Origin of the sequence: Brevundimonas sp. CEF1 (assembly GCF_051353055.1) — a bacterium.
In the GTDB taxonomy this organism is placed as follows: Bacteria; Pseudomonadota; Alphaproteobacteria; order Caulobacterales; family Caulobacteraceae; genus Brevundimonas.
Genome location: NZ_CP195593.1, coordinates 364,543 through 389,954, shown reverse-complemented (window position 1 = coordinate 389,954; position 25,412 = coordinate 364,543). Strand labels below are relative to the sequence as shown.

Below are 25,412 nucleotides of genomic sequence, written 5' to 3'. Positions count from 1 at the left end.
AAGGCTTAGGCGAGCGGTTTATGATCGTCCAATAGTTTTCATATCTGGCTACGTATTTTAAGAGTGGATTTGCGGCGTCCCGAGCGCCGCACGAAGGAACGGCCCGGACCGCCGCGCAGGACACCAAACAATGACGCTTCAGGACGAAACCGAAGACCGCAAATACCGCGCGCCGGCCCTGGAAAAGGGCCTGGACGTGCTGGAACTGCTGTCCACGCACGGCGAGCCGATGACCCCGTCGCAGATGTCGGTCGTCCTGGGCCGTTCGGTCAGCGAACTGTTCCGCATGATCCAGGTGCTGGAGTTCCGTCGATACATCGAGGCCACGACCGACGGTTATCGCCTGACCAACCGCCTGTTCACCCTGGGCATGGCCCAGGCGCCGGTGAAGTCCCTGGTCGAAGCGGCCCTGCCCGTCATGCGCGCCCTGGCCACCGCGACCGTCCAGTCCTGCCACCTGGTCGTGCCGACCGACGACCAGATCGTCGTGATCGCCCGGATCGAAGGCCCCGGCGACCTCGGCTACTCGGTCCGGCTGGGCTACCGTCGCAACATCATCGACGCCAGTTCGGGCCTGATGTTCTACGGCCGGGCGTCCGAAGCCGCCCAGGCGGATCTGAAGGCGCGTCTCGAACCGCAATACGGCGTCGATCGGGTCGCCCGCTACATCACCGCCGCCGAGGCGGCCGGCGCCCAGGGCTATGTCCGACGCGAGAGCGACTTCGTGGCCGGCGTGACCGATCTGGTCGCCCCGATCATGGGGGCCGACAGCATCATCGCCACCCTGATCACCCCCTACATCCAGCGGACCCCGCCCGTCTGCGACATCGACACGGCGCTGGAGCATCTTCGCGCCGCCGCCGCCTCCATCTCGGAAGACATGTCGGCGGTGGCCCAACCCTGAAAATCGAGCGCGGCCCATGCGGCGCGTTGACTTGCGCCACCCGTCATATCATTTTCGTCTGCAAGATTGCTTTCAACAGTGAAAGATCGGTCCCTAGAGATCGATGCGGGCGTCGGCCCGCCATGATGCAGGGAAACGCATGGCCGCCATCTATCCTGACCTTGCCGGCAAGGTCGTCGTCGTCACCGGCGGCGCCGGCGGCATAGGCGAATCCATCAGCCGCGCCTTCGCGGCCCAGGGCGCCCGCGTCGGCGTCCTCGACATCGACCAGACGCGCGGACAGGCGCTGCAAACCGCCCTCGGCGACAGCGCCCTGTTCTTCCCGTGCGACGTGACCGACATCCCGGCGCTTCAATCCGCCATCCAGTCGGTTCGCGATCGGTTCGGTCCCATCGACGTGCTGATCAACAACGCCGCCCATGACGAACGGCACGACACCCTGTCAGTGACCGAGGCCTACTGGGACAACCGCATGGCGGTGAATCTGAAGCACCAGTTCTTCGCCGCCCAGGCCGTCCTTCCCGACATGAAGGCGACCGGCAAGGGGGCCATCGTCAACCTCGGCTCCTGTTCGTGGGTCATCGGACAGGGCGGGATGGCGGCCTATACGGCGTCCAAGTCGGCGGTCCTGGGCCTGACCCGCTCCCTGGCGCGCGACTTCGGCGCGTTCGGCGTCCGCGTGAACGCCATCGCCCCCGGCTGGATCATGACCGAGCGCCAGTTGGAGCTGTGGGTCACGCCGGAGACCGAGCAGAGCATCTACGAAAACCAGTGCCTGAAGCGCCGCCTGGTCCCCGACGACATCGCCCGCGTCGTCGTCTTCATGAGCTCCGACGAAGCCGGGGCCATCACCAATCAACACCACATCGTCGACGGCGGCTGGAACTGATGAGCGACCAATCCGACAAACGCCTGCGCAGCCGCGCCTGGTTCGACAATCCGTCGAACCCCGACATGACCGCCCTCTATCTGGAGCGGTATCTGAACTACGGGCTGACCCTGGAGGAACTGCGCTCGGGCAAGCCGATCATCGGCATCGCCCAGACGGGGTCGGACCTCAGCCCCTGCAACCGCCACCACATCGAACTGGCCAAGCGGGTGCGCGAGGGCATCCGTGAGGCGGGCGGCGTGGCCCTGGAATTCCCGGTCCACCCCATCCAGGAGACCGGCAAGCGCCCGACCGCCGGCCTGGATCGCAACCTGGCCTACATGGGTCTGGTCGAGTTGCTCTACGGCTATCCGCTGGACGGGGTGGTCCTGACCATCGGCTGCGACAAGACCACGCCCGCCTGCCTGATGGCGGCGGCGACCGTGGACATTCCCGCCATCGCCCTGTCGGTCGGCCCCATGCTGAACGGCTGGCACAAGGGCGAGCGCGTCGGCTCCGGCACCATCATCTGGAAGGCCCGCGAGATGATGGCCGCAGGCGAAATCGGCTATGAGGAATTCATTGACCTGGTGGCCACCTCGGCGCCCTCGGTCGGCTACTGCAACACCATGGGCACGGCGACCACGATGAACTCGCTGGCCGAGGCCCTGGGCATGTCCCTGCCCGGTTCGGCCGCCATCCCCGCCCCCTATCGCGAGCGGCCCCAGGTCGCCTATCTGACCGGCAAGCGCATCGTCGACATGGTCCGCGAGGACCTGAAGCCGTCGGACATCCTGACCCGCGAGGCGTTCGAAAACGCCATCGTCGTCAACTCGGCCATCGGCGGCTCGACCAACGCCCCCATCCATCTAACGGCCCTGGCGCGCCACGCGGGCGTCGACCTGCCGCTGCAGACCTGGGAAGAGGTCGGGCACCGGACGCCCCTGCTGGTCAACCTGCAGCCCGCCGGGACCTATCTGGGCGAGGACTTCCATCAGGCCGGCGGCGTCCCCGCCGTAGTCGCCGAGTTGATGCGGCGCGGCCAGATCCACGAGGACGCCCTGACCGTCAACGGCCGGTCCATCGGCGACAACTGCCGAGGGGCAAGCGTGGTCCTGCCCGACGTCATCCGCGACTTTGATACGGCTCTGGTGAACGATGCGGGCTTCCTGGTCCTGTCGGGCAATGTCTTCGACCGCGCCATCATGAAGACCAGCGTCATCAGCGCCGAGTTCCGCGACCGCTACCTGTCCGATCCGGCCAGCCCCGACGCCTTCACCGGCGACGTCGTCGTCTTCGACGGGCCTGAGGACTACCACCGGCGCATCGACGATCCGGCGGAGGCGATCACCCCCGACAGCATCCTGGTGATGCGGGGCGCGGGTCCCGTCGGCCACCCTGGCGCGGCCGAGGTCGTCAACATGCGGCCACCCGCCTACCTGATCAAACAAGGGGTCCACGCCCTGCCCTGTATCGGCGACGGTCGCCAGTCAGGCACCTCGGGCAGCCCCTCGATCCTGAACGCCTCGCCCGAGGCGGCGACGGGCGGAAACATCGCCCTGCTGCAGACCGGCGACCGGATGCGGATCGACCTCAACAGCCGCCGCGTGGACGTCCTGATCGACGACGCGGAAATGGCCGAACGGCGCGCCGCCTTCGAGGCGGCGGGCGGCTACCAATACCCCGCGTCGCAGACCCCCTGGCAGGAGTTCCAGCGCTCGATGGTCGGAGAGCTTGAAACGGGCGCCGTGCTGGAGCCGGCGGTCAAATATCACCGCATCGTCGACACCTTGGGCCTGCCCCGCGACAATCACTGACAGGCGCGCCGTCCGCATCCCTGCGGGCGGCGCTCAGCCCTCGACGGCGACCGTCATCGACATCGTCAGGGACTGGCCCGGCTCCAGAACGACCAGGCCCGTCGCCTCGTCGAACGGCGCGTGGATGGCGTCCGGGCGATGCGTCACCGGCTCGATACAGACGAAGGACTCACCGCGCGGGGCGTAGATCTGGGCCCAGCCCGCGTTCGAGCTCGCATCAATCAGCACCGTGCGCCCGCCCCCCTCCAGCCGCGCCGGCCCGGTCCAGCCGGCATAGGCGTGGTCGACGAAGGGCGCTTCGGCCAAGGCCACGCCCTCGCTCCAGTCGATGAGGTCCTCAGGCATCGCCAGGCGATGCGGGATTTCACGTTCGTCCGTCAGCCAGACCCCGGTCGCCGCCAGTCTCAGCCGCGCATTGTCAGCTCGCATGAAATAGGGATGCAGCCCCAGGCCCATCGGCTGGGCCGTCCGATCCGTATTGGTCACCGTCAACTCGATGTGCAGCCCCGCCTCGCTCAGGCGCACGGCCTGCTGCGCCGACCATGACCAGGGCCAGCCTTCGACATCCCCTGCCCAGTCCAGCCGCATGGTCACATGGTCCTCGCCCTCGGCCGTCACGCCCCAGGAGTTAAGCCAGCCGTCGCCATGCAGGGCGTGCGGCGCGAACTGGTCCAGCACCGGCAATGACGCCGCACGCCCCTGAAACGCGAACCGGGCGTCGGCGATGCGGTTGGCGTAGGGGACCAGGGGAAAGCAGGCCGTCTCCAGGATGGTCGCCGCCTCGGGCGTCGGACGCAGGACAGGCCGCCCCGCAAGGCTGAGGCTCGTGATCGCGCCGCCCAGCTCAGGCCGAAGATCGCAGACCCAATCGCCCGCCGTCAGTCGGATCGCAGAAGGGCTCACAGCGCAATCTTGTGTTGCGACAGGCCCGGCGTCTCGACCCGCACGTGATAGAGACCGCCCAGCGTCGGCTGCGCCTCGCGCTTGTCGGCGTTGCCCAGCCAGGCCGTGGTGCAATAGAGGTCGCGGCCGTCCGCCCCGCCAAAGGCCGCCTTGGTCACCGTCTGGACCGGAAAGCCGATCGTGCCCAACCGCTCGCCTTCCGGTGAAAACCGCGCCACGCCCCAGCCGTTGAATAGACCGACGTGCAGCACGCCCTCGGCGTCCATGCTCGGCCCGTCGCAATAGCCGTCCTCGGTCGTCGCGAAGACCCGCCGGTTCGACAGCACGCCCGCCTCATGATCAAAGGCCAGAACCGTCTTCTCCAGCGTGTCGTGGTGATAGAGGGTCGCGCCGTCGGGGCTGAGGCAGGGACCGTTGGTGACGCCATAGCCGTCGTCATGCCGCGTCAGGTCACCCTTGAACCAGCGATAGAGGGCGCCCGTCCGGCCTTCTTCGCTGTCGTCCATCGAGCCGAACCACAGGGCGCCGTCCGGCGACACGAAGCCGTCGTTGAGCCGGTTCTGCGGACGGTCCGCCTCGACCGGCTGGAACAGGGAGAAGTCGCCCTGCTCCACATCAAAGCGATAGAGACCGCCGCGTATGCCGCAGATCAGCGAACCATCGTCCGCCGGAAGGGCGAAGCCAATCTGATCCGGCGCCGCCCATGACGCCCGGTCGCCCGTCGTGGGGTCGCCGGTCGCGGGCGTATAGCGATGCAGCCGTCGCCCCTTGATGTCGACGAACCACAGACAGGCGCGGTCGGCGTCCCACACCGGCCCCTCGCCCAGTTCGGCCTGGACGTCCCAGACGAGGGTCGGCGTGGTCATGTCCGTCAGCCCGCCGAGTAGCTGGTCTTGATCTGGGTGTAGAATTCGACGGCGGCGAAGCCCTGTTCGCGGGGGCCGTAGGAGGACTTCTTCGTGCCGCCGAACGGCACGTGATAGTCGACGCCCGCCGTCGCCAGGTTGACCATGGTCATGCCCGCCTTGGCGTTCCTCTGGAAGTCGCGGGCGTGTTTCAGCGACTGGGTGACGATGCCCGCCGACAGGCCGAACTCGACGCCGTTGGCGACGGCCAGGGCCTCTTCATAGCTGGCCACGCGGATGGTCGAGGCGACGGGGCCAAAGACCTCCTCGGTGTTGATGCGCGCGTCCGGCAGGGTGTCGGCGATCAGGGTCGGCTGGACGTACCAGCCGGGCTTGTCGAGCGTCAGCCGCTCGCCGCCCGTGACCACGCGTCCGCCGCCGTCCCTGGCGATGTCGATATAGCTGTAGGAGACGTCGCGCTGAGCCTCGGTCACCGCCGGGCCCATCTGGGTCTGGGGATCGAGGGCGTCGCCGACGCGCAAGCTCGCCACCTTCTCGGCCAGCAGGGCGACGAAGCGGTCGTGGACGCCGTCCTGCACGATCAGGCGGCTGGAGGCGGTGCAGCGTTGGCCCGTGGCGAAGAAGCTGCCGTCCAGGGCGATGGCCACCGCCCGCTCCAGATCGGCGTCGTCCAGCACGATCAGCGGGTTCTTGCCGCCCATCTCCAGCTGCACCCGCGCCTGGCGCTTCATCGCGCCCTCGGCCACACCGGCGCCCACGCCCTGCGAGCCGGTGAAGCTGATGCCGTCCACGCCGGGGTGGGCGACGATCGCGCGGCCGACATCGCCGTCGCCGATGACCATGTTGACCACGCCCTTGGGCAGGCCCGCCTCATGCAGGATGGCGATCAGGGCCTCGGCCGTGGCCGGGGTCGGCCCGGCGGGCTTGATGACGACGGTGTTGCCGAAGGCGATGGCCGGGGCGATCTTCCACGCCGGAATGGCGATGGGGAAGTTCCACGGCGTGATCAGGCCGAACACCCCGACCGGCTGGCGATAGGTCTGGATCTCGACGCCCGGACGCGTCGAGGTCAGGTTCTGGCCGTGGACCCGCAGGGCCTCGCCGGCGAAATATTTCAGGATGCGGGCGGCGCGCATCGTCTCGCCCATGCCCTCGGGCAGGGTCTTGCCCTCTTCACGCGACAGCAGGCGGCCGATCTGCGGTGCGCGCTCCATCAGCAGCGACCCGGCCCGGTCCAGCACGTCGAAACGCACCTCCGGCGAGGCGTCGGCCCAGCCGGGAAAGGCGGCCCGCGCCGCCTGCACCGCCTGATCCACCTCGGCCGCCCCCCCCTTGGGCGTGCGGGCCACGACCTCGCGAACGTCGGACGGGTTCAGGCTCTCGCCCGACAGATCCCCGCCTACCTTCTCGCCGCCGATCCAGTGCGAAAGCTCAAGCGTGTCCGTCATGGGAAAGTCCTTTCAGAAAGCAGCGGGGCGGCGGGGGAGCGCCGCCCCGCCTTCGGGGAGGTCAGTAGCAGAACGAGCCGTCGTCAGCCCATGTCTTCCAGTTCACGACCCCGCGTTTCCTTCACCCAGGCCTGGACCAGGAAGAAGGAGATCAGGGCGCTGACCGCATAGAAGCCATAGGTCACGACCAGGCCCAGCGACGCCGCCATCCACGGAAAGCTGACCGAGATGGCGAAGTTGGCGATCCACTGGGCGAAGCCGGCCACGGCCAGGGCCGAGCCGCGCATCTGGTTGGGGAACATCTCGCCCAGCATGACCCACATCACCGGGCCCCAGCTGAGGTTGAAGAAGACCACATAGGCGTTGGCCGAAATCAGCGCGGTCAGACCCGTCTGATCGTCCAGATGCAGAGAACCGTCGACCATGACGGCGCGCGAGAAGCACCAGGCCAGAACACCGAGCGTCACGAACATGCCCGCCGAGCCGATCAGCAGCAGGGGCTTGCGGCCGATCTTGTCGATCACCGCCACGGCGCCGAGGCAGGCCGCGATCGACAGGACGCCGGACAGGATGTTGATCTGCAGGGCGTCATTCTCGGAAAAGCCGACCGACTGCCACAGCACCGCGCCGTAGTAGAAGACGATGTTGATGCCGACCAGTTGCTGGAAGACGGCCAGAATCAGACCGGCCCAGACGATGGGGCGCACCTTGCGCGTGGCCGGGTCCAACAGGTCGGCGAAGCGCGGCTTGTGGTCCGCCGCCAGCGAGGCGCGGATTTCGGCGACCTTGCGGGCGCCCGCCCCGTGGCCGAACAGCTTGGACAGCACGGCCTCGGCCTGGACGTCCTTCTTCTTGACCACCAGGAAGCGCGGGCTCTCGGGAATGGCCAGCAGGGCCAGGAAATAGACCCCGGCGGGCACGACCTGCAGCCAGAACATCCAGCGCCAGGCCGGATAGCCCAGCCAGAACTCCGCCGTCGAACCGCCCGCCGTCTTGGCCAGGGCGTAGTTGGCGACAAAGGCCCCGGTCAGGCCGGTGATGATCATGATCTGCTGCACCGACGACAGCCGCCCCCGGATCGAGGCCGGGGTCACTTCGGAAATATAGGCCGGCGACAGGACCGAGGCCGCGCCGACCCCCAGGCCGCCGATGAAGCGAGCGATGATGAAGTGGGCCGAGGTGTCGGCCGCTCCGGCCCAGACGGCCGAAATGATGAACATGACGGCGGCGATCTGCATCACCGTGCGGCGACCGATGGCGTCCGCCAATCGTCCCGCCGCGAAGGCCCCGAAGGCGCAGCCCAGCAGGATGGCGCCGACGTTGAACCCCGTGCCCAGGGCCGACAGGTTGAAGGCCGCCTCCAGCCCGTCCTGGGTGCCGTTGATGACGCCGGAATCATAGCCGAACATGAAGCCGCCGATGGTGGCGACCGCCACGATCAGGGCGATGAAGGCCATGTTGACGCGATCGCTCCCCGCGATGTCCGGGCCTGAAGCCCCTGTCGGTCCCGCCATGTTCGTCCCTCCCCAGGTCCTTGGTGTTGACCGCCCGTCGTTGATCGCGGGCGGTGATGAAATCAGATTTGCGTCAGCGCCAGCCCGCGTCCACGAAATACGCGTGCCCGGTGATGAAGCGCGCGTCGTCGGAGGCCAGGAACAGGGCCAGAGCCGCCACGTCGCGCGGCTCGATGCGGCCCTTCAGGCACTGGGCGGCGACGATCTCGGCCTCGCCCTCGGGCGTGTACCACTTCATCTGGCGCGGGGTTTTGACATTGCCCGGCACGATGCAGGCGACCCGCACCCCGTCGGCGCCCAGTTCGCGCGCCAGGGCCCGCGTCATGCCTTCGATGCCCGCCTTGGCCGTCTCGTAGATCGACAGGTCTGGCAGGCCCAGATGCCAGCTGATCGAGCCCAGATTCAGGATCACCCCCCGGCCCTGCTCACGCATGGCCGGCGCCGCCGTCTGAGCCGCAAAATAGAGGTGGCGCAGATTGACCGCGATCCGATCGTCCCAATAGGCGGGCGTAACCTCGGCCAGGGCGTGGCGGTCGTCGCTGGCGGCGTTGTTGATCAGGACGTCGATCGGGCCGAAGCGGGCGATGACCTCGCCCAGGGCCGCCTGCAGGGCCTCAACCTGCGTCAGGTCGCAGACCTGGAAGACCGGCGTCGGGTCCAACTGCGCCAGCGACGCCTCCAGAGCCCTGGCGTCCGCCTCGGCGATGTCGAAGAAGACCACCCGCGCGCCCTGTCGGGCGAAGGCCTCGACCACGCCCGCCCCGATGCCCGAGCCGCCGCCGGTGACGACCACCAGACGCCCCTTCAGCGAGGGATAGACCGCGCCGCTCATGCCGCACCGCCCAGCAGACCGCGCCCGGCCAGGTTCCGCATCAGGGCGCCGACGCCTATGGTCCAGGGCGGCGCCTGATCGCAGGTCGCGACGATGTTTTCGAGGACGCCCAGCTTGTCGGACGACACCCGCACCCGGTCGCCGACCTTGTGCGTGAAGCCCTTGCCCGCCTCGCCACGATCCTCGACGGGCGCGAACATGGTGCCGAGATAGAGGGCGAAACCGTCGGGGTACTGGTGGGCGCTCAGGGTCTGGGCCGCCAGGTCCTCGGGATCGCGGCTGATCAGCCGCATCGAGCTTTCGCCCGTCATGACGAAGCCGTCCCGCCCCTCGACCTCCAGCCGCACCGTTGCGGCGCGCACGTCGTCCATGCTGAAGCCCTCGTCGAACAGGCGGATAAAGGGGCCGATCGCCGCCGAGGCGTTGTTGTCCTTGGCCTTGCCCAGCAGCAGGGCCGAGCGCCCTTCGATGTCACGCAGGTTGACGTCATTGCCCAGGCTCGCGCCGACCGGCCGCCCGGCGGGATCGCAGACGATCACCACCTCAGGCTCGGGGTTGTTCCAGTCGGAGTCCGCCCGCACCCCGACCGCCGCGCCCGCGCCGACCGAGGCCAGGACCGGCGCCTTGGTGAAGATCTCGGCATAGGGGCCGATGGCGACCTCCAGATACTGCGACCACAGGCCGTCGGCGATCAACTGCGCCTTGACGGCCTCGGCCTGGGTCGAGCCGGGACGCAGGTCCTTCAGGTCCCCGCCGATCCGATCCAGCAGCCCCTGACGAATGGCGGCGGCGGCGGCGGCGTCGCCGCGCGCCCGCTCCTCGATCACCCGCTCCAACGCCGAGACCGCGAAGGTCACGCCCGAGGCCTTGATGCATTGCAGATCCAGCGGCGACAGCAGGGTCAGCCCCTCGTCGCCCCAGGCCGTCGCCACCGTCAGATCCTCGACCGCGCCCAGATCGCGCCCTGCGGCGGCGGCCAGATCAGGCCGCGCCAAGGCCTGCGCCGAGGTGGGCGCATAGGCGGAAACATCAATCAGCCGACCGCCCCGCAACAGCACAGGCGTCGGTCCGTCGGCGGTCTCGATCCGGCCCAGAAGGACAGCCGCACGCCAGTCGCGCGGCAGGATGGCGGTCATGTCCAAGGTGTGTCTCCCACACGATCTGACGTCGTGTTAGCGCTAACATCAACCGAGGATCGATCGTCCGTCAAGTATTTTTACAGGTGAACTTAAACTGCGCCTGAGGGAGGCCCACTCGATTCACGCACCACCAGGAGATGCTCCATCAGACGCTCCCCGCTCGCTCCCGCTTCATCGTCCAGTTGAAGCCCGCCCAGCGCCGCCACGGCGGCCTCGGCCATGTCGGCGATAGGCTGGCGGATCGTTGTCAGCGCGGGCCACAGGGTCGTGGCGATCTGGGTGTCGTCGAAGCCCACGATCGTCAGTTCCGACGGAATGTTCAGGCCGCGCCGATGGGCGGCCGCGATGGCGGCGGCCGCCATCTCATCATTGCTGGCGAAGATGGCGCTGGGCGGGGTCGCCGCTGAAAGCAGCCGCTCCGCCGCCTCGAACCCCGAGCGATAGGTGAAATCACCGGCCTCGATCAGCCCCTCCGCGGCGGGCGTGGCGGCACGCATCTCGGTCTCGAATCCGATAAGACGCTCGGCGCTGGCCGTCTGATTGGGAGCGCCCTTGATGAAGCCGATGCGACGATGACCCAGATCCAGAAGATAGCGCGTCATCTCCGCCGCAGCCGCCATGTCGTCGATACGGACGCTGGCGGCGTCCGAACGAAAACGTCCCGCCGCGACCGCCACCGCTTCCAGTCCGTGCGCCTGGACCTCATCCAGCACCGCCCATGATTCTCCATGCGGAGGCGGCAGCAGGACGCCCTTGACCCCAGAGGCCGCCAGCCGCCCGATCGCCTTGCGTTCGCTGTCCGGATCGACATCGCACTTCTCGATCAGAAGTTGCGCCCCGGCCTTGTGCGCGCCCTCCAGCGCCCCCAGCAGAAACTCGGTCAGATAGCCCGCGCTGGGGTTGGAATAGAGCAGCCCCACCCGACCCGCCCCCGCGCTGGCCAGACTCCGCGCCGCCGCATTGGGCGTATAGTCCAGAGCCGCCACGGCCTTCAGCACCGCCTCACGCGTGCTGGCCCGGACGCCCGAGGCGTTGTTCATCACCCGCGACACGGTCATGGGCGATACGCCCGCCATGCGTGCGACGTCATCGATCCTGGCGACGGCGGGTTTACTGCCGGACATGAGCGCGCCTCCCGCGCTTCCACAGCGCTCGCCCGGCACGAATAGCAAGTGTCCGCCGATCCGCAAAAGGTCGGGCGTCGCCTGCCCGCCAAACCGCCGACCTCCACAAACCCTAGGGCTCCAGCTCGATGTCCCAGTAGAGGTAGCTGAAACCGCCCTATCCGCGCCGATAAGCTCCTGAGAGCATTGATAAAAATCGACACCAGCCAATCCGACCGATGCCCATGGTCACCATATGGTCACCACGGCGACGGAAATCGCAGCGATTTCCAGCACGCGACAGAGGCTACCAGAAACCAGCCGAAAAGTCGTCGCTAATGGCTGCAACGCGCCACGAACAGACATTGGCCTGTTTCCAGGAACTAGACATTCACCACCGGCTTCTCGTCGTCTAACAAGTTCGGTGCCTTCGCGAGCCTGGCCGTCACTGCTTGGCGTATTTCGCCTTCAGCAGCAGGTCATGGTCATGATGGGACTCAGCGCCGATGGTGATGCTCACCGAGTCGATGACGCCGCTGAAGCGGCTGCCGGCCGGACCGTAGTCCTCGATCACCGGTTCGCCATTGTCCTGACCGATGTCCATGAAGTCGTCGAACGAGAAGATGGCGGGCACCGTCTTCTCGACCCGACCCGACCCCAGCGCCTTGCCGTCGGCCCGGAAGGTTACCTCGCCACCCTTGCCGGCACCGCCGCCGTCGTACTTGAACTCCAGCACGATCTCCCGGGCGTCCTTCGGCAGCGGGGCGGAGGCGCGGACGATGAAGGTCTCCAGCCCGACCCAATTGTGGGCGTAGGCCAGCACGCCATCCTTCGCATACAGGCTCCAGCCGCCGAACTTGCCGCCCTGGGCGATGAGGGCGCCGTTGGCCGGTTCGGTCCCCGGCTCGATCTTCGCGACGACGGTGAAGTCGGTGTTCTTGATGTTGGGGACGGTGTTCTCGTTCATCCGGGTCATGCCCGGCTGGAAGGTCATGGAGGTCCGGCCGTTCAGTAGGTCGGGCCGCCCGGCGACCCGGGCATCGAAGCGTTCGCGCTGGCGCGGGTCCAACGGCAGGACGTTGTACTTCGCCGCCTCGATCAGGAATCGGTCCTGCAGCCTGCGTAGCATCTCCGGGTTCTTGTCGGCGATATTGTGCGCCTGGGTCCAATCGTCGGGGCCGTACAGTTCCCAGGTATCATCCTCGATCTCGCCGACCGTCTCGCGTTTATCGGGCCAGGGCAGGCGGTGCATCGTCATCGCGGTCCAGCCTTCGTGATAGATGCCGCGGTTGCAGCCGATCTCGAAATACTGGGTCGTGCGCCGGTCCTCTGCTTCAGCCTCTTCGAACAGATAGGCCAGGCTCGTGCCTTCCATCGGTTTCTGCTGGATGCCGTTGACGAAGTCCGGCTCGGGGATGCCGGCCAGTTCCAGAATGGTCGGGGCGATGTCTATCAGGTGGTGGAACTGGTGACGCATTTCGCCCTTGGCCTTGATGCGTTCCGGCCAGCGCATCGTCATGCCCACCCGCGTGCCGCCCCAGTGCGAGGCGACGATCTTGCTCCATTGATAGGGTGTGTTCATCGCGTGCGCCCAGCCCGAGGGCATGTGGTTGAAGGCGTTGGGCCCGCCGATCTCGTCCAGTCGCGGCAGGATGTCAGCGGTCGTCATGCCGATGCTGTTCTGGAACGCCATCTCGTTGAAGGTGCCGTACGGGCCCGCCTCGGCCGAGGAGCCGTTGTCGCCCAGGATGTAGATCACCAGAGTGTTGTCTAGCGCCCCGCGCGTCTCCAGCGTGTCCAGCAGACGGCCGACATGGTGGTCGGTGTGGCTCGCGAAGGCCGCATAGGTCTCGGCCAGACGGCAGGACACCTTACGGTCGTCGTCAGTCAGCTCGTCCCATTCGGGCAGCCATTCGGTCGAGACGGTCAGTTCAGCGTCGGCCGGGATGACACCGAGGTTCTTCTGCTTCTCGAAGGTGATCTCACGCTGCCTGTTGTAGCCGTGGTCGAACCTGCCTTTGTACTTGTCGATCCAGTCCTTCGGCACGTGGTGCGGCGCGTGGGTGGCGCCGAACGCGAGATAGGCGAACCAGGGTTTGTCCGGCGTGAAGGTCTGCAGCGATCCCGTCCAGTTGATGACCTGGTCAACCAGGTCCTCTGTCAGGTGATAGCCGTCCTCGATCGATTTCGGCTGTTCGATGGGGGTGACGCCATCGACCAGCGGCGGGGCGTACTGGTTGGTGTCGCCGCCGAGGAAGCCGTAGAATTTCTCGAATCCGTCGCCGGTCGGCCAGTGGTCGAAGGGGCCGGAGGAGCTGGTCTCCCAAGTCGGCGTCTGGTGCATCTTGCCGAAGGCGCCAGTGTTGTAGCCGTTGTACTTCAGAATTTGGGCGATCGTGGCGCAGGTGTCCGGGCGCAGGCCGGTATTGCCGGGCATCGCGGTCGCCACCTCGGTGATGCCGCCCATGTTGACCGTGTGGTGGTTTCGTCCGCACAGCAGCGCCTGCCGCGAGGGCGAACACAGGGCCGTGGTGTGGAAGCGGGTGAAGCGGATGCCTTCTTTGGCCACCCGCTCCGCCGTCGGCATCTCGCAGGGGCCACCGAAGGCGCTGCTGGCACCGAAGCCCATATCGTCGATCAGGATGATTAGCACATTGGGCGCGCCGGTCGGGGGGCGAAGGAACGACTTGGGTGCGGGCGGCCTGGCTTCCTTCGCATTCATCGGCGTGTCGTGCGGGGGGACCCGTTCGGGGATGGGCAGAACATAGCGGTTCAGGTCCGGCGTGGCTTTCTGCGTCAACATAGAAGCGATCCTCTTGTGAGAGGGGAGCAGGCTATCAGCGCATTCTACGGAGAGTTATCAGGGCAATCCCGGAGGCCGCCGCCCACCGACCACCGGTATCTCGCCGTCGCGACAGCTCCGTGCCCAGGCTAAGGACGCATAGCCAGGACAGGAGCGGCAAGGGCTATGGCGGACAGGAAATCGGTCGGGCACCCACCGAGACGGAACGTGCGTCTCTTGCATGGCCACGCGAGCCGCAGAGGCGGCGCCGCGGGAAAGGATGCCCTGCAAGCTGGGATGAACCGATGCGATAGCCATGGATGCGCCCTGCCCGGTCGAAGTCGCACCTCGGCGTCCGACGCCTCACCGGACCCTAAACTTGGGATCTCGTGGTGTTCAGCGTTCCAGTTCCGCCTACGCGATGGAACAAGCAGGGACTCCGTCTCATCGACGGCGCCCCTTCCCCCACGAAGTGCATGGCTTCCGGCGGCGCGAGAAGCGGATTGCCGCGCAGGAAGCCTATCTGAACTTCCTCGACCGCCACCTGCGTTCCCCCATCGCACCTTAACGCCAAGGACCTGACCGAGAGCGGAATTTGCCGACCGCCGCTTTGAGTCAGGAACGGCCATTGCCTGCAAATTCTTCGCGGAAGACTGAAGCTGACTCATTGCAGCGGTTAGGAAGGTCTGCTTTGCGAAGCTGAGATAGCCGCCCACGTGAACCTTTAGAAGGGCGAGGCACGACGTGATCGACTGCATCAAGAGAATGCTCGCCATCGGTAGAGGTGCCGATAAAGGTCGACGCGATGCTCCCAGTGTTCAGTCCAACCGGCGGCTTTCTTCCACTTCCAGCGCTGCGCTCTCACACCAGGTCGTGATGAGCCAATGAGCTTGGAAGAACGTGTAAAAGTCGATGGATAGCCCGCTGAATGGCGCGCCGCTCTTTGACGCGGGAAGCGAAAGCGATCCGCGAACGGGTCAGCCGCCGTGTGGCACACGATAGTCGCACGCGTTTGGGTGGTTGTGCTTGAACAAGTCTAGCAAGAACGTAGTATTGTTCGGGGTTTAGGCGGGGGATTGGCTCCAAGCTATGGTGGGCGGCAACAAGTTCGATGCTACGGCATCGATGGTCGGGTATCTGTATCAATGCCGTTTCGCGCTGTTCAAAGCGATTGAAGCGACGCGCGATGCGCCCGGTGTAGACATCTCGATCGAGCGGTTCGATGACGTCGCATTCCAGCAGAATGGCGATCCCGTCGAGCTGATACAGACCAAGCATCATCTTGCCGGCAAAGGCAGCCTTTCCGACGCTAGCACAGACTTGTGGAAGACGCTCCGCGTCTGGGCTGAGCGAATTGCGGCCGACCCCGCGACGGTACTTTCCTCCCGCTTCTTCCTCATCACCACCGCGACTGCGCCCGCCGGCTCGGCCGCATCGCTACTTAGGGCGGATGGCCGTGACGAGACCGAAGCCCTGGCGATACTCGAAGCCTCTGCTGCTGCATCGACGAGCGTGACCAACGCACCCGCCTATCGAGCATTTGTAGCGCTCAATCCAACGCTGCGCGTGGGGCTCCTCAAAGCCATGACGGTGCTTGACGCGGCACCCGACGCGCTCGACCTGCAAGCAGATATCGAGGCCGAGCTGCACCATGCAGCGAAAAACCAGCACGTCCCGGCGCTTGTCGAGCGTCTGGAAGGATGGTGGTTCCGCCAGGTTATCGCCTCGCTCTCGGTTGCGGGCGCTCCGCCGATCCCTGTCGTTACCGTCGACGCCAAGATCGAGGAGCTTCGCGAGAGTTTCCAGCGTGACGCCTTGCCGGTCGATTTCGCCGAACTCGACGTAACTCAGGAAATACTAGATGAACATGACGGGCGTTTGTTCGTGCGCCAACTACGCGATATCGAGGTCGCGCCGAAGCGTATCGAATGGGCGATCCGCGATTATTATCGCGCCTTTGAGCAGCGATCGCGATGGACACGCGACGACCTGCTCGTCGACAATGAGCTGCAACGCTACGAGCGTGGCCTGATCGAAGCATGGCAACCCCGCTTCGAATCCGCCTGCGAGGAATGCGACATACAAGACGATGACGACCGGATCGCGGCGGGAAGGCAGATCTATCAATGGGTAGAGCGCGACGCTGATTTCCCACTCCGCTCGGTGCGGCAGCGGTTCCTGACGCACGGGAGCTTCCATATCCTCGCCAACCGCCTAGCCCTAGGATGGCACCCCGACTTCCGTGTGAAGGGAGGCGGCGATGAGTGACGAAAGTTACAGCATCCGGCCAGCCTGGAGCGACAAGCCGCGCGAAGAAGCCCATCTCCTGAACCCAGCCTTTGTCGGGATGCTTTTGTGCCGCATGGTGGCCGACTATACGCGCAAGGCGGGCCGTCCGATGCCAATCGCATTGGCCTTCCTCCTTGCCCCGATCGTCCTTCATCGCCGCACCCGCGAAGCATTGCCAAAATCAACCGTCACCGGCGTTCTGCCCTGGCTGCAGGAACATAAGGACGTACATGTAACCTTCGCTGGCCGCATGCGTGTCACCCGGGCGGTCACACAGGAAGCGCTGATGTTCGCGATGGCGCACGCCTATCTCGCCGTTGATGGCGCCGCACTAGCGGTTGGCCGCCGCCGCATACCGGCCTCCTATCCAAACGACCCCAATCACACCGATGAGACGCGCGAGTGCGTCGACCGGGCGGCCTTTGTCGGCCGGTGGCTCGCCGGTGCCGGAACCGATCATACCATCTTCGCCGCATGGGGAGTGGCGCCATGACCTTCCAGATTGCCAATATCGTCCTCTACAGCCACGACGGTCGCATCCGAGAGCTGCCTTTCAGGATTGGCGAGTTAAACGTCATTACCGGCGCGTCAAAAACCGGAAAGTCGGCACTGATCGATATCGTGGACTACTGTACCGGTCGCGGCGACTGTTACGTCGCCGAGGGCGTTATACGGCGATACGTATCGTGGTTCGCCGTGCTGTTCCAGGCAGGCGATAGCCAGATCTTCGTGGCACGTCGCAATCCCGGCCCCGGAAATAAGACGAGTCCGGACATATACGTTCAGCGCGGCACGTCGATTGAGTTGCCTGCAGTGTCGATGTTATTTAAGAATATCACTCTCGATGCGCTGGGCGAAACGCTGGCCGCTGCCGTCGGCATTAATGAGAACCAGCATCGGCCTCCCGCCGGTCAGACCCGCGATCCGCTCACCGCCAACATCCGCCACGCGCTGACATTCTCATTCCAGGATCAGGACGAGATCGACAGCAAGAAGATCCTGTTCCACCGCACGGGCGACAATTTCATCGCTCAAGCCGTAAAGGACAGTCTGCCGTACTTCCTCGGCGCAATCGACGAAGATCGCCTTCTTAAGCTCTCGCTTCTCGATGCCGCCAAGCGCGAGTTGCGGCGCCTCGAGCGGCAGCTCCGGGAGATTTCGAATACCAGTTCTGACGAGCTACTCGAGGCCCGGGCATTACTCGAAGAAGCGAAGTCCGTCGGCCTGGTCGATGAGCGCGTCACTGCGTCGACACCCGAGGCCGTCATCGATGCCCTCGCTCCTTTGGCGGGTGCCGATTTCGTCGGCGGCAACTTTGTTGTCGGCAGCGCCGACGATGCGCTGGCGAGGCTGCGCGCCGAACGCGCCGAGCTGCGAAAAGAGCTGGAGAAGGTCAAGTCGGAGCTGCGCGCGACGCGACTCTTCCGCACCGAGAATGGCAGCTATCGACGCGAAGCCGGTGAGCAGCGCGCCCGACTAAGCTCTATCGGTCTGTTTCGCGACGTCGAGGCGGATCATGCCCATTGTCCCTTGTGCGAGAGCGCGCTCGAGACGCCATTACCCGCGGTCGAGGAAATCGCAGGCGCGCTCGCTGGGATGCACCAAGAGCTTCAGGCTGTTGAAACCGAGAACCCGAAGATCCAGGCGAAGCTCGCCTCGCTTCAGGAGCGCGAGACCGGACTAGAAGCCCATTTGCGCGAAAACGGTCAGCGCATGGCCACTCGCATCCGAGAGAACGAACTCCTCGCCAAGCAACGCGACGATTTTGTCGTCCAGGCCCGAACGGTCGGCAAGATCACGCAATATCTTAGCGCCTCAGCCCGCAGCGCCGACAACTCGGCGCTGGTGCGGCAGGTCGAAGAGGCGCGCGCCCGTGTCGCCATGCTCGCAGCCGAGGTCGGCGACGACAACGCCCAAGAGCGGCTTGAGACCTATCTCAACATCATCGGTCGGATGATGACAGACTACTCGGACGCGCTCGACCTTGAGCATCGCGGCAGCCAACTCCGGCTAGACATCCGCAAGCTGACGGTAATAGCCGACACGATCGACGGGCCGGTGCCGCTGCAACGGATGGGCAGCGGTGAGAACTGGGTCGGCTATCACGTCCTCACCCATCTCGCGCTCCACAAATGGTTCCGCCAGAAATCGCGGCCTGTGCCCGGCTTCCTCATTCTCGACCAGCCGTCCCAGGCGCATTATCCGCCTGAAAAGGACTCTGGCGACGGCTCGATCGCATCGCTCGCGGACGAGGACAAGACGGCGGTCCAGAAGCTCTTTTCGCTGATCTCCGAGGTCGCCCGCGAAATTGCGCCCTCGCTCCAGGTGATCTTGCTCGACCATGCCGATCTCAATGAGGACTGGTTTGAAGCCGCCGTGGTTGAACGCTGGCGGTCCGGCCGCACGTTGGTGCCGCTCGACTGGATTAACCCCTGATGCGCAAAGCAGACGCGCCAGGTGATCATGGTGACCCACAACGCCAACTTGGTCGTCAACACTGACGCGGATCAGGTGATCGTCGCCTTTGCGGGCGCCCACACCCCGGGCCAACTCCCCCATCCGCTACGTCTCAGGCGGGCTCGAGGACGAGAACATGCGCAACCAGGTCTGCGCGCTCCTCGAAGGCGGTGAACGCGCCTTCAAGGAGCGCGCAAGGCGCCTGAGGGTGAAGCTGGAGCGGTAGGCTAGAAGCCCAGGTCGTCCGGCGGCTTGCGCTGCAGTTTTGGATTGGGCCGGTCGTAGAGGCGGACAGGCTGGTCCGTCGGGAAGTCGGCAGCCTCGACAGTCATGGCTCTCAGCGAACCCGCAACGTAGGCGACGCCGGGGGTGGGCGGGTCGAACTCGGTATAGCTGACCGCCCATGTCGGCAAGAGCGGCGTTCGTTGCTCGGACGCCCCCTTGACCTGGGCCGCTTCGCTCAAGAGTACGATATTGGTCCCTGCTGGCCGCTGGGCTGATCGGTAGACGATGGCGTCGAGGTGGACGCGGTCTCGACCAATGCGAACCTCGTGGACCTTGCTAAGGTATTCGGCGACAAACTGGGTCGGCACGTAGTCCAAGTGCTGGTCATCCGGCGAGATGGGCTTGGCGATCTCGCTCATGAGCCGTTGCATGAAACGCCACTGGCTAACGCGCCGGATATGGTCCTTCGCGAACAGATTCGGCTCCTTGACCGGCGCGGCGAACCGCGTCGTGTCTAGCACCACGATGTCTCGGACCAGCTCGAACTCAGCGGCGATGATCTCCGATCCAACAAGCGGCCGCAGTTCGGAGACGCAGGTCGCTAAGTCGTAGGAGGCGTAGAGCGCCAACACCCCTGACGGATTCATGCGGTTGGGTTTGCCAAGGCGCCCAGGCGGAGGCCCAAGCTGTCGGGCTGGATCGGCTCGAATGTCGTCGCGTGTCTCGGCCGTGGCGATGCGTGCGCGATGCAGCTTCAGGCCGTCCTTGGGTCCGACGCGGTAGACGGGGCAGCGCCGTGACGTGTCACGCTGCAGGTGGATGTGCTTGAAGATTTCGCTGAGAAGATCTGCGGCTTTCGGATTGAGGAACCGCTGCTCGTGGGTGACCGTCTGGCAGAAGGTCTCCCAAAGCCGGTCATGCCCTCCCTCGGCGTCCACGCGCTCGTAGCGGACGTCGTCCATGTAGAACGGCTCCTCGCCGTCCTGGGGCAGATAGAAGTCATCCTCGACAAGCTGCTCGACCAGGGCGTTGGCGACGTCATCATCGAGCGGACGGGCCAGTCCCCAGATCGCGTCGATGAGATAGTGGCCACGCTGGGGGCCGTGTGCTCCAGGGTCATCAGGGTCGTCGTAATAGTCCACGCCACCGAAATTGAAGTTGCCTCGGAAGACCTCGTCCACGATGGCGGCGATCGCCTCCATCGGGATGCCCTTGCGCCTTGGATGCTTGCTGCAGCGCCCCTCATCGAACTGCGGGCGGATTTCCTCAATCCGGTGCCGGAGGCCGCGGTCGTCGAAGCACATTGGACAGAAGAGCGGCATGTCTGAGGATTTCGGCTCGCGGTCAGCGCAGGTGTCGGACGATCCGATCACCGCCGTGATCGTGCCGAAAATGGCACCATGCTTGAGAAAGGGGAACCATTGTCCGTGCCGCTATGGGTCACGCTAGCGCCCTTCATCGATCTGGCGTCGGAAATGATCCGGGCGGCCGCCCGCAGTTCGTGCGCCATCTGCAAGCGCTGGCTTTCGGGCCGCGGCATCGAACGGAGGAAAGCTTCGACTTTGGCCCCTAACGCTTGGTCGGCGGGACTAAGGCGAGCACCGGAGAAGCTGCGCCTGGACGAGATAGAGGCCGCGGACGTTTGCTTTCCGCTCGATCATCCAGCTTTCCCAATGGGTCGGCTCGCCCTGACCGGCTTAGTGCCGTTCACGGATACTCGCAGCGTCCGCTCGGACCTCAGGGCCATGTCGAAATGTCCGGTTTTGGGAGCAAAGCCAATGTCAGCTAGTGGCGCTAAGCGGTCGTCGCAGGCCAAAAGCGTCGCGACCTTGGCCGTTGGTTGGTGCAGCCTAGGCGTTTCGGTTAGACTCATCCCATGCGGTCTGATTTGCACCATCTACCGGAGCGGCAGCAGCGCGAGCTTGAGCGCGTGCGGGACACGCTGCTGGCCGGGTTCGAAGCGGCCAAGAACGGCGGCGGTGGCGGCACGCAGGAATGGCGTCGCGGCGGGATGGTGCTGAAGATCATCCTCTTCGGATCCTATGCGCGCGGCGACTGGGTCGACGAGCCCGAGAACGGCTACCTGTCGGATTTCGATCTGCTGATCGTGGTCAACAATGAGAAGATGACCAACATCGCCGACTACTGGTGGAACTCCGAGGACGCCATCCTGCGCGATCCCGCCATCAGTCGGACCGTCAACATCATCGTCCACGACCTCCATGAGGTGAACGACGCGCTGAAGCGCGGCGAGTACTTCTGGACTGACATCGTGCGCGACGGCGTCTCGCTCTACAGCGTGCCCGGCCATGCGCTGGCGACGCCACAGCCGATGACAGCGAATGACGCGCTGGCGACCGCCGAAGCTCACCTGAGGGTCAAGCTACAGGACACCAACGATTGGCTTCGACTTTCGGAACTCGCGCTGAATGAAGGGCCAACGGACGCAAACTGGAGGCGAAAAGCCGCCTTCAATCTCCACCAGGCTGTCGAAGCGGCCTATGCCTGCTTCCTGCTGGTCCACACCTTCTATTTCCCGCGCTCGCACAACATCAAGTTCCTGCGCTCGCTCGCCGAGGACGTGGACACGCGCCTGGTCGAGGCGTGGCCCCGCGAACAGCGCGCCGACCGCCGCCGCTTCGAACTGCTCAAGCGCGCCTATGTCGAGGCCCGCTATAGCGACCAGTACGACGCCTCGGCCGAGGACCTGGACTGGCTGACGGCCCGCGCCCGCATCCTGCGCGACCTCGTCGCCGACCACTGCCAATCCAGGATCGCCGAGCTGAAAGCGAAGGCCGAGACCGCCTAATCTGTGGACGCAAACGGCTGCCTCCCATCACGTTCGCGAGAGACCGCGTGAACGGATCGGACCTGTTGAAACCGCCTGAAACCGCCTGAACATTCCTGAAACGATCCTGTCCGTGATCGCCCTCCAGCGCCCGCATTGACCGCCTGTGGATAATCGTCGCCGGATAGCGCCCTCACAGAGGAGCACCCGCAATGACTGGCCTTTACCTTGGAGAGACTGAAGACATCCTGCTGAACCGCAAGGAGGCGTCGACCGAACTGCTGCGCATGGGCATCCGCCGCTCGCCGGCCACCCTGGCCAAGGTCTTCAGCACGCGATCCGACGGCCCGCCATGCATGCATCTGGGCCGCACGCCCTACTATCCGCGCCAGAAGCTGCATGAATGGGCGCGCAGCCAACTGACGGCCCTTCGCTCGTCCTCCAGCCAGCCCCGGCGCTCCGGCGACTGGAGCGCGCCACGCCATGGAGAAGAAGCCCGCCCCTGACTGGAGGCGGCTTCGGCTTACAGCCCCAGGCCCTCCCCGCCTCGCCCCACGCCCGGGATGACCTGCGCCACGCCGCGCGCGTCCATGCCCAGCGTCGCCGGGGCGCCGACCGCCGGCAAGGCCGCCCCTACCGCCAGCCGCGCGTAGTGCTCGACGCCTTGGGCATCCCTGACAACCGCAAACGGCGAAACGCCGAGCTCGTCGTGGAAGCCCGCCTTCATCACCTTTCCGGTCACCCTGCCCTGCCGGAAGACCTCGGCGGTCTTGCCTGTCTCCAGCCGACGTTGGTTGAGAGTGCGGATGACGTCCTTCGAAATCTGCAGCCGCCGCAGTTCGCCCTCCAGATCTTCGTCGAGCCTGAAGCGCCGCCCCTGACGCTCCGCGAGACCCAGGGCCTCCAGATGGGCCAACCGACCCCGGGTCAGCGCCGCCCAGGCGCTTTTGCCGCCCATTGCGTCACCGACGCCACCCTCCCCGTCCATCGACGCCAGCAGTCGCCGGTCGAAGCTGGTGAAGCCGTCTCTTTGCGTCTCGCGCCAAACGCGGCGCTCGGCTTCGAGCCGTGACAGGTCGCCCAGCCGCTCCTGCGCCGCCTCCTGGGCCCGCGCCCGGAAGCCATAGGCGACATAGTCGCGGGGAATAACCAGGTCCCGTCCGCTCGCCCGACGCCCCGGCATCAGGACATGGGCGTGGGGCTGGTCCGTGTCGTAATGGCATACCGCCATCCAAGGCAGTTCGGGCTCGCCCAGATCGGCGCACACCCGCCCCATGACATCGCGCACGTAGTCCTGAAGGTCGGCGATCCGGTCGCCATGCTCAGGCGAGATGATGAAGCGGAAATGGTGCCGATGCTCGGCCCAGTCCTTGATGCGCTCCGCGCCGTCCACCGCCTCCTCGTTCCGGTCGAAGAAGGTCCCCGCCTCCCCTTCGTGGCCGGCGCCCTCACGACCGAGATAGCGGACATGGGCGGCCAGCGCCCCGGCGCGCGCCATGCCTTTTCCCATGTGTCGCGACACCAGCGCCTTGACGATGACCCGCTGGCGCACGTCCACGCGGAAGGCGCTGCCGGATCGCTTCGCGGCCGTCTTCAGCGCGCCCGCCCTGGCGCCATAGCTGAACCGCATCGACGACGAGAGCCGCTTCAGCATCGACGTGCGGACAGAGCCGTCTCGCTTCAGGCTCGTCGCAAGGCGTACTTGAAGCTCGCCATCGTCCAAGGCGGACAGGGCGGACATACGGTCTTCGAGGATGCTGCGGACAGTAATGACGACGCCTCCCAGGGGGAGCGAAAACGCCCTCAACCGCCGCAAGTCGTCACAAGTCGCAGAACCGGTCGGGAGCGCTCGCTAGCGAGTGGAAACGAAAGGACAAAAGCGAAGCGAACACACCCCGCTTTTATCTTGCCCTCTTAATCGGGGACATTCTGGGGCTCGTTTTCATGACGTTCTCCTGATGGATATTGTATTCCCTTGATGGACCGAGGTGAAGACGCGCCCGCCCCCGGCGAGATCGGGTCCGCGCGGCCTGCGGGGAGATCGGTCCGGACATCGAGTCCTGATGCGCCGTGCACTCTTCCGCGCTCATCGACGGCGGGGTCTCGACCGACTGAGCGGTTCTGGATCCGTCGCGGCGCATGTCGGCATCGGTCTCGCGGGGCAGCATCACAGGCACTCCGGCGTGGTCCGGATTGCTCCGGCCACAGGCAAGATATCGTGCTTCCCGCTTTCCTGGTCTGCATCAGTCCTCATCCGCCGGGGCGGATCTCAATCGCGGTCAGGCGGACCTGGCGGCGGGGTTTCAGTCAGGGCGCCGCATCATGCGTAGACGCCCAGCAGTTTGCATTCCTTGGCGGTCGCCCCGCCGTCGGCGACGCCGGTCTCGACCGCATCAGCGTAGACCGTGCCGTCGCGCCACATGGCGTGCATGATCACGGCGAGCTTGCGGGCCACGGCGACGACCGCCTTCTTATGGCAGCGTTTGGCGATGGTCTCGCCCCAGCTCTTGAGCGCGCTGCGCCCTTTGTAGCGGGTCAGCATCGCCGAGGCCGCCTCGTAGAGGGCGCGTCGGACATCAGGATCGCCCGCCTTACTGATGCGGCCCTGGATGTCGATCGACGTGCCCGACTGCCAGCGCTTGGAGGTCAGGCCGAAGTAGGCGCCGACGTCGCGGGATCGTTTGAACCGCATCGGATCATCGACCGCCGTGCGGAAAGTCAGCGCCGCGATCGGCCCCACCCCGGGGATGGCCATGAAGCGCCGGCACACCTCGTCCTGGGCTACGACCCGCACCGTCAGGGCGTGCAGCTTGAGGTACTGGGTCCACAGGGCCGCGCGCGCGATCAGCATGCAGTCCATCAGCTCGGCGGTCAGCGGATCGTCGGCGCAAGCGTCGCGAACGGCTTGGTCGAACGCGCCCCGGCCGACCTTGGCGAGCTTGACGCCGAAGCTCTTGAGCGAGTGACGGATGCTGTTTTCCAGGTCGAGGAATTTGCGCTTCAGGTTGCGGCGCTGGATCAGCAGCAGCCGCAGCCGGTAGGCCGCCTCGGTTTTCACATGGGCGGTCCGGTACCAGCCGGTGCGCATCAGGTGGGCCAGCCCCAGGGCGTCGGTCGCGTCGGTCTTGTTGCGCTGGGCCGCCAACGCCGCCCGCACATGGCGGGTCTCCAGGCAGGTCGCCGGCACGCCCAGGTCTTTCAGCGCCGGCTGCAGCCACGGCGACAGCGCCCCGGCCTCGTGCCCGGCCCGTCGCAGCGTGGCGCGCCACGGCGCCAGAGCCTGAGCGATGACGTCCGGCTCGGTCGCCACCGTCGTCTCCAGCCGCACCTCGCCTTTCAGATCGACGATGCAGATCGCCGTCTCGGCCACGCCCACGTCCAGGCCCGCATAGTGTTCCGTCATCGTCCCTCTCCGCCGTTGAGCGGGTCGCGGCGGTGCGCCCGCAACGGCGACAACGTCCACGGACGGGATGCGGT

At 65.8% G+C, this 25,412-nt stretch carries 19 protein-coding genes; 8 read left to right on the top strand and 11 right to left on the bottom strand.

Translation table 11 applies throughout. The features are described from left to right. The first annotated feature begins 130 nt into the window (after positions 1 to 130). The 3 genes from ACR9FL_RS01975 to ACR9FL_RS01965 all read left to right on the top strand — a co-directional run bounded on the left by ACR9FL_RS01975 (position 131) and on the right by ACR9FL_RS01965 (position 3,589). The gene (locus tag ACR9FL_RS01975) at positions 131 to 904 is read left to right on the top strand and encodes an IclR family transcriptional regulator (RefSeq protein WP_436356895.1); all 774 of its coding nucleotides are present in this window, start codon (positions 131 to 133) and stop codon (positions 902 to 904) included. Between the two features lie 139 nt (positions 905 to 1,043). Beyond that, entirely contained in the window at positions 1,044 to 1,793 is a 750-nt protein-coding gene (locus tag ACR9FL_RS01970) for an SDR family NAD(P)-dependent oxidoreductase (protein ID WP_436356894.1), read from the top strand. After that, positions 1,793 to 3,589, top strand: coding sequence for an IlvD/Edd family dehydratase (locus ACR9FL_RS01965; protein WP_436356893.1), 1,797 nt, complete (start codon positions 1,793 to 1,795; stop codon positions 3,587 to 3,589). Before ACR9FL_RS01970 ends, ACR9FL_RS01965 begins: the two co-directional genes overlap by 1 nt. 33 nt (positions 3,590 to 3,622) lie before the next feature. Here ACR9FL_RS01965 and ACR9FL_RS01960 read toward each other — a convergent pair whose 3' ends face one another. The 8 genes from ACR9FL_RS01960 to ACR9FL_RS01925 all read right to left on the bottom strand — a co-directional run bounded on the left by ACR9FL_RS01960 (position 3,623) and on the right by ACR9FL_RS01925 (position 14,197). Next, positions 3,623 to 4,492, bottom strand: a complete 870-nt coding sequence (locus tag ACR9FL_RS01960) for an aldose 1-epimerase (RefSeq protein ID WP_436356892.1) — start codon at positions 4,490 to 4,492, stop codon at positions 3,623 to 3,625. Continuing rightward, positions 4,489 to 5,358, bottom strand: a complete 870-nt coding sequence (locus ACR9FL_RS01955) for an SMP-30/gluconolactonase/LRE family protein (RefSeq protein ID WP_436356891.1) — start codon at positions 5,356 to 5,358, stop codon at positions 4,489 to 4,491. The genes ACR9FL_RS01960 and ACR9FL_RS01955 overlap by 4 nt, the downstream gene beginning before the upstream one ends. Before the next feature lie 5 nt (positions 5,359 to 5,363). After that, positions 5,364 to 6,806 (bottom strand): aldehyde dehydrogenase family protein, encoded by a 1,443-nt coding sequence (locus ACR9FL_RS01950; protein ID WP_436356890.1) that lies wholly within the window; start codon positions 6,804 to 6,806, stop codon positions 5,364 to 5,366. Positions 6,807 to 6,889: 83 nt separating this feature from the next. Then, on the bottom strand, positions 6,890 to 8,320 hold the full coding sequence (locus tag ACR9FL_RS01945; protein WP_296173076.1) for a sugar porter family MFS transporter: 1,431 nt from the start codon (positions 8,318 to 8,320) through the stop codon (positions 6,890 to 6,892). A 73-nt stretch (positions 8,321 to 8,393) separates the two neighbouring features. Further along, complete coding sequence (locus tag ACR9FL_RS01940) at positions 8,394 to 9,152, bottom strand: SDR family NAD(P)-dependent oxidoreductase (RefSeq protein ID WP_436356889.1); 759 nt, start codon at positions 9,150 to 9,152, stop codon at positions 8,394 to 8,396. After that, positions 9,149 to 10,288 carry a fumarylacetoacetate hydrolase family protein gene (locus ACR9FL_RS01935; RefSeq protein ID WP_436358106.1) on the bottom strand — a complete coding sequence of 380 codons (1,140 nt, stop codon included), beginning with the start codon at positions 10,286 to 10,288 and terminating at the stop codon, positions 9,149 to 9,151. Before ACR9FL_RS01935 ends, ACR9FL_RS01940 begins: the two co-directional genes overlap by 4 nt. A 92-nt stretch (positions 10,289 to 10,380) precedes the next feature. Further along, a complete protein-coding gene (locus tag ACR9FL_RS01930) occupies positions 10,381 to 11,415 on the bottom strand; it encodes a LacI family DNA-binding transcriptional regulator (RefSeq protein WP_436356888.1) in 1,035 nt (344 codons plus the stop codon). Between the two features lie 424 nt (positions 11,416 to 11,839). Continuing rightward, positions 11,840 to 14,197: an arylsulfatase gene (locus ACR9FL_RS01925; protein ID WP_436356887.1), complete on the bottom strand. Its 2,358-nt coding sequence runs from the start codon at positions 14,195 to 14,197 to the stop codon at positions 11,840 to 11,842. A 1,068-nt stretch (positions 14,198 to 15,265) separates the two neighbouring features. Here ACR9FL_RS01925 and ACR9FL_RS01920 point away from each other — a divergent pair. Genes ACR9FL_RS01920 through ACR9FL_RS01910 form a run of 3 tightly spaced genes read left to right on the top strand, consistent with a single transcriptional unit; the run spans position 15,266 to position 18,901 of the window. After that, positions 15,266 to 16,444 (top strand): ABC-three component system protein, encoded by a 1,179-nt coding sequence (locus ACR9FL_RS01920; protein ID WP_436356886.1) that lies wholly within the window; start codon positions 15,266 to 15,268, stop codon positions 16,442 to 16,444. After that, the gene (locus ACR9FL_RS01915) at positions 16,437 to 16,958 is read left to right on the top strand and encodes a three component ABC system middle component (protein WP_436356885.1); all 522 of its coding nucleotides are present in this window, start codon (positions 16,437 to 16,439) and stop codon (positions 16,956 to 16,958) included. The genes ACR9FL_RS01920 and ACR9FL_RS01915 overlap by 8 nt, the downstream gene beginning before the upstream one ends. After that, positions 16,955 to 18,901, top strand: a complete 1,947-nt coding sequence (locus tag ACR9FL_RS01910) for a DUF3732 domain-containing protein (RefSeq protein WP_436356884.1) — start codon at positions 16,955 to 16,957, stop codon at positions 18,899 to 18,901. The genes ACR9FL_RS01915 and ACR9FL_RS01910 overlap by 4 nt, the downstream gene beginning before the upstream one ends. A 248-nt stretch (positions 18,902 to 19,149) precedes the next feature. Here ACR9FL_RS01910 and ACR9FL_RS01905 read toward each other — a convergent pair whose 3' ends face one another. Continuing rightward, entirely contained in the window at positions 19,150 to 20,520 is a 1,371-nt protein-coding gene (locus ACR9FL_RS01905) for an RES family NAD+ phosphorylase (protein WP_436356883.1), read from the bottom strand. A 557-nt stretch (positions 20,521 to 21,077) separates the two neighbouring features. On the opposite strand from ACR9FL_RS01905, the gene ACR9FL_RS01900 reads away from it, so the two are divergent. Together ACR9FL_RS01900 and ACR9FL_RS01895 are read left to right on the top strand one after the other, a co-directional pair. Next, complete coding sequence (locus ACR9FL_RS01900; protein ID WP_436356882.1) at positions 21,078 to 21,956, top strand: HEPN domain-containing protein; 879 nt, start codon at positions 21,078 to 21,080, stop codon at positions 21,954 to 21,956. 191 nt (positions 21,957 to 22,147) lie between these two features. Beyond that, a complete protein-coding gene (locus ACR9FL_RS01895; RefSeq protein ID WP_412876152.1) occupies positions 22,148 to 22,441 on the top strand; it encodes a hypothetical protein in 294 nt (97 codons plus the stop codon). 17 nt (positions 22,442 to 22,458) lie between these two features. On the opposite strand, the gene ACR9FL_RS01890 is transcribed toward ACR9FL_RS01895, so the two are convergent. Both ACR9FL_RS01890 and ACR9FL_RS01885 read right to left on the bottom strand, forming a co-directional pair. Next, entirely contained in the window at positions 22,459 to 23,676 is a 1,218-nt protein-coding gene (locus tag ACR9FL_RS01890; RefSeq protein WP_436356881.1) for a DUF3363 domain-containing protein, read from the bottom strand. 579 nt (positions 23,677 to 24,255) lie between these two features. Beyond that, positions 24,256 to 25,338 (bottom strand): IS110 family transposase, encoded by a 1,083-nt coding sequence (locus tag ACR9FL_RS01885; RefSeq protein ID WP_436356235.1) that lies wholly within the window; start codon positions 25,336 to 25,338, stop codon positions 24,256 to 24,258. Positions 25,339 to 25,412 lie beyond the last annotated feature (74 nt).

Excerpts from the sequence above, each read along its gene's own strand:
- ACR9FL_RS01930 (WP_436356888.1), bottom strand. The coding sequence starts at position 11,415 with ATGTCCGGCAGTAAACCCGCCGTCGCCAGGATCGATGACGTCGCACGC.
- ACR9FL_RS01890 (WP_436356881.1), bottom strand. The coding sequence starts at position 23,676 with ATGTCCGCCCTGTCCGCCTTGGACGATGGCGAGCTTCAAGTACGCCTT.
- ACR9FL_RS01885 (WP_436356235.1), bottom strand. The coding sequence starts at position 25,338 with ATGACGGAACACTATGCGGGCCTGGACGTGGGCGTGGCCGAGACGGCG.
- ACR9FL_RS01915 (WP_436356885.1), top strand. The coding sequence starts at position 16,437 with ATGAGTGACGAAAGTTACAGCATCCGGCCAGCCTGGAGCGACAAGCCG.
- ACR9FL_RS01935 (WP_436358106.1), bottom strand. The coding sequence starts at position 10,288 with ATGACCGCCATCCTGCCGCGCGACTGGCGTGCGGCTGTCCTTCTGGGC.
- ACR9FL_RS01950 (WP_436356890.1), bottom strand. The coding sequence starts at position 6,806 with ATGACGGACACGCTTGAGCTTTCGCACTGGATCGGCGGCGAGAAGGTA.
- ACR9FL_RS01970 (WP_436356894.1), top strand. The coding sequence starts at position 1,044 with ATGGCCGCCATCTATCCTGACCTTGCCGGCAAGGTCGTCGTCGTCACC.
- ACR9FL_RS01975 (WP_436356895.1), top strand. The coding sequence starts at position 131 with ATGACGCTTCAGGACGAAACCGAAGACCGCAAATACCGCGCGCCGGCC.
- ACR9FL_RS01940 (WP_436356889.1), bottom strand. The coding sequence starts at position 9,152 with ATGAGCGGCGCGGTCTATCCCTCGCTGAAGGGGCGTCTGGTGGTCGTC.
- ACR9FL_RS01920 (WP_436356886.1), top strand. The coding sequence starts at position 15,266 with ATGGTGGGCGGCAACAAGTTCGATGCTACGGCATCGATGGTCGGGTAT.
- ACR9FL_RS01910 (WP_436356884.1), top strand. The coding sequence starts at position 16,955 with ATGACCTTCCAGATTGCCAATATCGTCCTCTACAGCCACGACGGTCGC.
- ACR9FL_RS01955 (WP_436356891.1), bottom strand. The coding sequence starts at position 5,358 with ATGACCACGCCGACCCTCGTCTGGGACGTCCAGGCCGAACTGGGCGAG.
- ACR9FL_RS01945 (WP_296173076.1), bottom strand. The coding sequence starts at position 8,320 with ATGGCGGGACCGACAGGGGCTTCAGGCCCGGACATCGCGGGGAGCGAT.
- ACR9FL_RS01895 (WP_412876152.1), top strand. The coding sequence starts at position 22,148 with ATGACTGGCCTTTACCTTGGAGAGACTGAAGACATCCTGCTGAACCGC.
- ACR9FL_RS01925 (WP_436356887.1), bottom strand. The coding sequence starts at position 14,197 with ATGTTGACGCAGAAAGCCACGCCGGACCTGAACCGCTATGTTCTGCCC.
- ACR9FL_RS01965 (WP_436356893.1), top strand. The coding sequence starts at position 1,793 with ATGAGCGACCAATCCGACAAACGCCTGCGCAGCCGCGCCTGGTTCGAC.